Source organism: Odoribacter sp. N54.MGS-14 (assembly GCF_000980295.1).
Classification (GTDB): Bacteria; Bacteroidota; Bacteroidia; order Bacteroidales; family Marinifilaceae; genus Odoribacter; species Odoribacter splanchnicus.
This window is the reverse complement of sequence record NZ_LARL01000008.1, coordinates 76,257-84,199: the sequence shown is the minus strand read 5'-3', so window position 1 is coordinate 84,199 and position 7,943 is coordinate 76,257. Positions and strand designations below refer to the sequence as shown.

The 7,943-nt window shown below is 43.9% G+C and carries 7 protein-coding genes; all 7 read right to left on the bottom strand.

All coding sequences use genetic code 11. The features are described from left to right. A partial coding sequence (locus WS42_RS03365; RefSeq protein ID WP_046450740.1) for a FecR/PupR family sigma factor regulator occupies positions 1-567 on the bottom strand: 567 nt, incomplete at its 3' end. Between the two features lie 113 nt (positions 568-680). Continuing rightward, complete coding sequence (locus WS42_RS03360; RefSeq protein ID WP_087381938.1) at positions 681-1,256, bottom strand: RNA polymerase sigma-70 factor; 576 nt, start codon at positions 1,254-1,256, stop codon at positions 681-683. 42 nt (positions 1,257-1,298) lie between these two features. Next, on the bottom strand, positions 1,299-2,102 hold the full coding sequence (gene kdsA, locus WS42_RS03355; protein WP_013610604.1) for a 3-deoxy-8-phosphooctulonate synthase: 804 nt from the start codon (positions 2,100-2,102) through the stop codon (positions 1,299-1,301). A 36-nt stretch (positions 2,103-2,138) separates the two neighbouring features. Beyond that, a complete protein-coding gene (locus WS42_RS03350) occupies positions 2,139-3,410 on the bottom strand; it encodes a replication-associated recombination protein A (protein WP_046405364.1) in 1,272 nt (423 codons plus the stop codon). 61 nt (positions 3,411-3,471) lie between these two features. Then, complete coding sequence (locus WS42_RS03345; RefSeq protein WP_046405360.1) at positions 3,472-4,521, bottom strand: DUF2776 domain-containing protein; 1,050 nt, start codon at positions 4,519-4,521, stop codon at positions 3,472-3,474. 147 nt (positions 4,522-4,668) lie between these two features. Then, a complete protein-coding gene (locus WS42_RS03340) occupies positions 4,669-5,565 on the bottom strand; it encodes an ROK family protein (RefSeq protein ID WP_046450739.1) in 897 nt (298 codons plus the stop codon). A gap of 79 nt (positions 5,566-5,644) precedes the next feature. Continuing rightward, a complete protein-coding gene (locus WS42_RS03335; RefSeq protein ID WP_046450738.1) occupies positions 5,645-7,756 on the bottom strand; it encodes an HRDC domain-containing protein in 2,112 nt (703 codons plus the stop codon). Positions 7,757-7,943 lie beyond the last annotated feature (187 nt).

Below are 7,943 nucleotides of genomic sequence, written 5' to 3'. Positions count from 1 at the left end.
AAGTGTCAGCCGATATTCTCCCCCTACCGGTACTTCCAATCTATTTTCCCGGACTCCTTCTATTGCTTTTTCTTTTGCCCGGTATCTTAATACCCTATTGGAGTCCAACCAAATATCATTCACTTCCGTACGCTTCAAATAAGTTTCCGCCATCTCCTCGCCCAATACTATTTTTTCCCCGGAAGCTAAATGCAAAATAGCCCGGGAGCTTCCCGCATCAACCCCATCTGTAACCTCGTCCAACCGATCGGCAAACCGGTAAGTTCCATAAATACCGAGCCCCAAAGCCACCAAAATCAAAGCAGCATATTGCCAGATCCTATGCCGTAATCTCTCCATCCTAGCCCGCCGGCTTTTCACCTTTTGCAAAGCCAGTTCTATATCGGGCTCAAAAACGATTTTCGCTTCTTTCGAACGAAGGGATATGGATTCGATTTCCTGAAACAAACTGCGATGTGCCTGATCTTCTGCAAGCCAGCATTGGAATTGTCGTTCTTCGGCCGTTGTCAATTCATGATTTAATTTCCGGACTATAAATTCTATTTCATCTTCAGGATTCCATTTCATACGTTCGACTCTTTTTATAATAGTACTAACGAATCCCAAAACAGGGTGAAAAGATTGATAATTTTAACAAAAAAATATTACACAATACTGAAAAGTAAATGGAGAAAAGCAGTTTATCGGCTGAAAAAATGCCGGCTTAAATAAAAGACGAGCAAGAGAGCATGGTAAGGACGTAATTTTTCTCTCAATATTTTATAAGCTATTTTCATCTGTGTTTTCACCGTATTGACCGAGAGATCCAAATAAGTGGCTACCTCCTGATATTTCATTTCTTCCAATACGACTAATTTAAAGATGACACGACACTGAAAAGGTAACTCTTCGATCATCCGGCGTATAATCTGTAAGCCATCGGAGTCAGAGGATATTTCTTCTGTATATGTTTTTCTCGAATCCACCTCATCCAATTTCACGTGTTCCTTTTTGTTTTTCAAAAAGGTATAACAGGCATTACGTACAGAGACATATAAATAATGATCCAATTGCTGGCTTTCGTCGATAAACTTTTTCCGGGTCCATATTTTTTCAAAAATTCCCTGCACCACATCTTCTGCCATCATCGGATCATTCAAAAAAGAACAGGCAAAACGACATAAATCCTGATAAAACAACCGAAACAAAGAATCGAAAGCAGATTCTTTACCTGCTTTCAATTCCCGTATTAAAATAGAATAATCTTGATTACGCATTATCTTTTCCCCAAGTCAGTACACAAAGATAATGATTTTATCCTATAGTGCTTTCCGGATTCGAACCAATTTCTCCAGCAATCCTTCGAGCAAATCCAGACGCAGCATATTCGCACCGTCCGATTTCGCATTTTTCGGATCAGGATGAGTTTCGATAAAGATGCCGTCGGCTCCGACAGCTATTCCGGCTTTAGCGATGGTCTCGATCAACTGAGGTTGTCCGCCGGTCACCCCGCAACTCTGGTTGGGTTGTTGCAAAGAATGAGTAACATCGACAACGACAGGACATTGACATTCTTGCTGCATGATCTTGATTCCTCTATAGTCGACCACCAAATCCTGATAGCCGAAAGTAGTTCCCCGCTCGGTCACCATCACATTCTCGTTTCCGGATTCACGCACTTTATCGACAGCAAAACGCATGGCATCGGGAGATAAAAACTGTCCTTTCTTAATATTCACCATCCGGCCTGTTTTCGCAGCCGCTACCAGTAAATCGGTCTGTCGGCAGAGAAATGCCGGGATTTGAAGGATATCAACATACTCGGCAGCCATAACGGCATCTTCAGGACTATGAATATCCGTCACTACCGGTATTTGAAAATCTTTCCGGATCTTCGCCAATATTTTTAAAGCCTTTTCATCCCCAATTCCTGTAAAAGAATCCAAACGGGAGCGGTTGGCCTTTTTAAAAGATCCTTTGAAAACATAAGGAATCCCCCATTTATCGGTGAGCTCGGAAACATGTTCCGCTATCTTGAGTGCCATCTCTTCGCCCTCGATGACACAAGGACCGGCTAACAAAAAAAACATCTCTTGTCCAGTCATTTCATTCAATATTTTCATACATATAGGATTTTAGGGCCACACACCCATTTCAAGTTAATATTTCTTCTTCCACCAGGCTTTTAGCCGTTCCAATAGTTTCATTTCAGCGGCATTTTGCTGAGGTTTATAAAATATATGCTGTTTCAGCTCCTGCGGCATAAACTCCATTTCTACAAAATTACCCGGATAATCATGGGCATATTTATAATCTTTCCCATAGTTCAGCTCTTTCATCAGTTTGGTCGGAGCATTTCGCAAATACAAAGGAACGGGTAGGTTTCCGGTTTGTCTCACCGTCGCCATCGCTTCATCGATCGCCTTATAAGCCGAATTACTTTTAGGAGAGGTAGCCAAATAAATCACACATTCCGATAAGGGAATCCTGGCTTCGGGCATACCGATTTTATGGACAATATCGAAACAGGTATTGGCCAGCAACATCGCATTCGGATTGGCTAATCCGATATCTTCAGATGCGGAAATCAGCAAACGCCGGGCGATGAACTTAGGATCTTCTCCCCCTTCCAGCATCCGGGCCATATAATACAAAGCCGCATTCGGATCACTTCCCCGGATCGACTTGATCATAGCAGAAATAATATCGTAATGCTGTTCGCCGTCTTTATCGTACATCAACGGATTTTCCTGCAATTCTTTACGCACCGTATCGTTATCGATGAGAATTTCCGGTCCTGGCTGGGCATTCACCACCAATTCCAGGATATTCAACAGCTTGCGGGCATCCCCGCCACTAAAGGAAATCAGAGCTTCCTTTTCCTTGACAACGATATTCTTTTCTTTCAGATAAAAATCTGTCGTAACCGCACGGTCTATCAAGCCTTCCAGATCGGCTTTTTCCTGAGATTTCAGGACATATACCTGACAACGGGACAGTAAAGGCGAAATCACCTCGAACGAAGGATTTTCGGTCGTAGCTCCGATCAGGGTAACGGTTCCCTTTTCGACTGCGGCCAATAAAGAATCTTGCTGTGCCTTGGAAAACCGGTGGATTTCATCGATAAAAAGTATCGGATTAGGCGTATTGAAAAAACGCTGGCTTTCTGCTTTTTGTATCACTTCACGCACATCTTTTACTCCCGAACTAACGGCACTCAGGACATAAAACGGACGTTTCAGCTGTTCGGCGACGATCATGGCCAAGGTCGTTTTACCGACTCCCGGAGGTCCCCACAAAATAAAAGAAGAGACTACCCCGGATTCAATCATTTTACGCAACACTTTCCCTTTTCCTACCAAATGTTGCTGACCGATATAATCGTCCAGCGTCTTAGGCCTCAATCTCTCTGCTAAAGGTTTATTCTCCATAAAAAATCCGTATCTTTTTACAAAGATACGGATTAAATCTTTCATTCTCCTGCATCCACTCTCATTTTTTAGAGGTACCGCTCTCCAGGATACTCACAATAGAAAACAAACAAAAACAGATCGCTCCCAGCCCGACCAATACCCGGGCCGGAACAAAAAATGCATTGTCATACCCCCCTTCCTCAAACAGAAAGGCAGCTAAAAACAAACACAACAAAGCAGTCAGTACCGGAATCAGCGGAATCCGGCTGGCTAAAGCAAAACTCTGTTTCCACACTCTAGCCAACAAAATTACTTTACTGGAGATGCTGAAACAAACCAATCCCAAGCCCATCATGATGAAACCGGTGGTATTGGCCACATTCCCGGCCATAGCAAGAATAACGACCAAGCCCCAGATAAAAGCCACCGTTCCCATCACCAAAACCAATTTCGGCCAGTTTTTACGGTCACTTTCTCCATAAGTATTCCGGATCTGTTTAGCAATACTGGCCACCAAAGCAATCAGGCTGGTACAAATACAAGCCAATCCTCCCATCACTGTCCCGGCTACAAAAAAATAAGCCCCTTCACTGCTCCGGGATAACAACACAATCGCCCAAGCCCAGGCGATCAAGGAAAACAATAAAGTCAAACCGATCAATACATTCTGTGTCATTACAGAAAAACCTTCTTTATTGACTTCATTCGTCGCATTAGCCGAATTGGCCGGTATCAAATAAAATTTTGTAGAAGAAGTCGCTGCCGTAGAAACGCAAGCTGCAATCAAACCGACTCCGGCCACGACATGGCCTGAAACAATGAAATTGGAATTTTCAGCAAAACCGCAAATCCAAATCCCCGATGCTATTGTTAAGAAGGCTACAACATATCCGAAACCGGGAATAATATATTTTAAAACCGTATGAAATTTATGAATCAATTGCCGGATAATAGTTGCAGCAGTTGCAAACAAAGCCAGACAGATAGCTCCCAGAAAAAAAACAACAGGTCCGGCTACCTGCCTGGCTCCATCGTCTCCATACAAAAAAATAAACCCGCCGAGAAAAAAACAAATAAATGCCATCACAACGGGAATTACCCGAAACAAAATACTGATACCGTGATTCATAATTCAATATTTGAAAATTAAACTCACACGGTATACGGAAAGCTCCGGATAAAAGTTCTTCAGTTATTTTTGTATCGATTTATTAATGAACCGGTTCTATTCCAACCCATCGCTAAATCGATACATAAATATCTGATTCAATTTCCTTTATATTAAATCACATAAAGCAGCAGCTCCCGCAATAATTGCGGTCGTTGTATCGGCGACCGTCATGATAGAAGCATTGATCCCATTGGCTTTCATATATTGACTGATCAAAGGCAGGAAATACTGTTCGGAAAGTACCATACCTCCTCCGATCACCAGCATATCGGCATTAAATCGGGTCATAAAGGGCACCATGATCTCTCCGAAAGAATTCGAAAATTCGCGGAAGACCTGCTCGGTCTCTGTCTTATATTTACCGGCCTGGTATAAATCGATCATTCCTTTCACCCCTTGAATCGCCTCTCCGGTCAATTCGGCAAAACGCTTTTCGAACCAGCGGGTAGAAACATAATCTTCAGCGATCACCCCACGGAACGGATAATTCCACAGTTCTCCTCCGATAGGCACTCCGGGGCCATAAGTAGCATAACAACCATCTACAATAAAACAAGCTCCGAAACCGGTACCCAAAGTCACTCCGATCAAATGGCGGTCACGGCTTCCGTTCAATCTCCAGGCGCCCATACCGAAAGCTGCGGCATCGTTCGTAAATAAAATAGAAGAAGGCAGGATGCCTGTAACACGGCTCAACTCCTGACGGATATTCAGTCCTTTCAGAGAAGCGAATTTGTGATCGGCCATAGCGATCCCCTGCACAAAATCGAAAGGTGATGGTATAGCGACTCCGATTCCACGGATAGTCTTACCAGCAGCCTTACCCATACACTCTTTCAATGCTTTTTCCCAAGCTGCCAGAATGATACCGGCACTTTGATTTTCAGCCACTTTAACTTCGGCATACGTATTTTCGATCAAACTACAGTCGCTCAAATTAACAAGCTGACAAGCAATGTGTGACCCTCCGATATCCACACCTAGCACATAAACATCTTCCATTATCTATTCTTTTATAAGTTTAGTAATTCATTGAAATACAAATGTGAAAATTTATTTCCATATATCAAATTTCTATCCTTTAAATATTCAGCCGGTAATGATCCACCATTTCCAGCAAGGTAACCCCATACCGCTCCGCAACTTTTTTTCCGATCCCCGGTATAGCCAGTAATTCTTTCCCTGTTGTCGGCAGCGTGTTGGCCACCCCCAGCAAAGCTTTCTGCTGCAAAACGGTATAGGCCGGCAATCCCAGACGCATCGCTTCCTCCTTCCGCCACAAACGCAAGGCATTATATAATTTCGGATGCAAAACATCTTCTCCGACCTCCACTTTTTCGGTGGTCTTCCTGGCCCGGGGTTTCGGTTTTTCCAATATAGCCTTCGCTTTCGCCATCAAATAAGCTTTCACTTCAAACCCTTCTTTCACAGCCTCCAGAGTCTCCATCTTCACCCCCACTTCCTGCCTCAATTTCTCCAAAGCCTCCCCGACTATTTTACGTACGTCTTTATTATCGATTTCGGGCTGTGCACTCTCTAAGAAAGCTACGATATGCCGGCCGGTCTGTTCGCTGAAGTAAACTACTCCTTTAGCTATCCTTTCCCCGACCTGCCGATCGGTTTCGTAATTTGCAGCCCCTTCGACCAAACGCTCCAGCTGCATCTGAAATTTTTCTCCCACCTCCGTCAATTCGCTATGACACAACTCCCTGACCTCCCGGCAACGTTTGGTTAACTCGGGATATAATTTCCACAAATATTCTCCGAATACCCAAGCTACATGCTGCAGGCGTTTAAGTACACCGCTATAATCGAACAGTTCTTTCAACAACTGTAAATAGTAGGCCCTGCGTGCATCTTCCAACTGCATCGGTCCGGGCTGATTCCGGGAAACTTCATCCGTAAAATGCTTCACCACCTGATCGTTGATCAGAGCCTCGGGACGTAAAGGTGTTCCCAAAACCAACCCTTCCAGACTTTTACACCGGCTCAAAGCGACATACACCTGCCCATGCGTAAAAGCAGCTCCCGCATTGACAATAGCTTTCTCGAAAGTCAATCCCTGACTCTTATGAATGGTAATCGCCCAGGCCGTTTTCAAGGGATATTGTTTAAAACTACCTGCGACAGTCTCTGAAATTTCCTGTGTTTCAGCGTCGATACTGTATTTGGTATTGGTCCACTCTTCCCGGGTTACTGTAATCGCGTCCTTTTCGTCCCCGCACCTCACCAGGATATTGTCTGCACTGATCGCTGTAATCCGTCCGATTTTTCCGTTATAATACCGTTTCTCAGCCGACGAATCATTCTTCACAAACATGACCTGAGCCCCTTTTTTCAATACCAAATGCTTATCTGTCGGGAAAGCATATTCGGGAAAATCGTCTTTCACCTCCGCCGAATAGGTATAAGCCCTTCCTTCAAGCGCATCGAGTTTGCGGTTATTGATCTGCTGAGCCTGATAGTTATGAGTTGTCAGCGTAATATATCCTTCGGAATCATCCGGATTGAATCCGGGTATATATCTGCTATTCAAAGCCTTCAAGGTAGCCAGATCCACCTGGTTATCCCGGATCTTATTGAGTAAATGGATGAATACCGAATCCGACTGCCGATATACGTGAGTCAATTCGATACACTGATATGAGACCGTCTGCAATGCTTTGCTGCAAAAAAAGAAAGGAGACGGATAAATATGCTTCAATATCCCCCATTCCTCTTCTTTCACGACAGGAGCCAATTGCTGCAAATCGCCGATCATCAACAACTGTACCCCACCGAACGGTTTGCTTCGGTCTCTGTACCGGCAAAGCATATCACTCACCGCATCCAACAAATCCGCCCTGACCATACTGATCTCATCGATGACCAGCAAATCCATGCTCCGGATAATATTGATTTTCTCCCGGCCGAATTTATGGCTAAACTGTTTTTCACCCGAGCGGTTTTCTTCGGTTCTACCCGGAACATAAGGTCCGAAAGGCAATTGAAAAAATGAATGAATGGTAACTCCCCCGGCATTGATCGCTGCCACACCGGTAGGAGCGACAACAATCATTCGTTTAGGCGACCGTCGCTTCAACTCCCGTAAAAATGTCGTTTTTCCTGTACCGGCCTTACCGGTCAAAAAAATACTGGTACCGGTATATTCCAGAAAATTAAAAGCAAGCTCTAATTGGGGATTCGTTTCCATATCGACGCAACATCATAGTGCAACAAAATTACGAAATTTAGGGCCATAGCCAAAAATAGTATTTCCAAAAGTGTGTAAATCTCAGTAATTTTTATTTTTGTAATGACGAATTTCAAAATTTCCGACAATTTTACGATAGTGTTCCCCCAATAGCTCATCCCCGTCCCCGTAGGCTATAAAAAAAGCC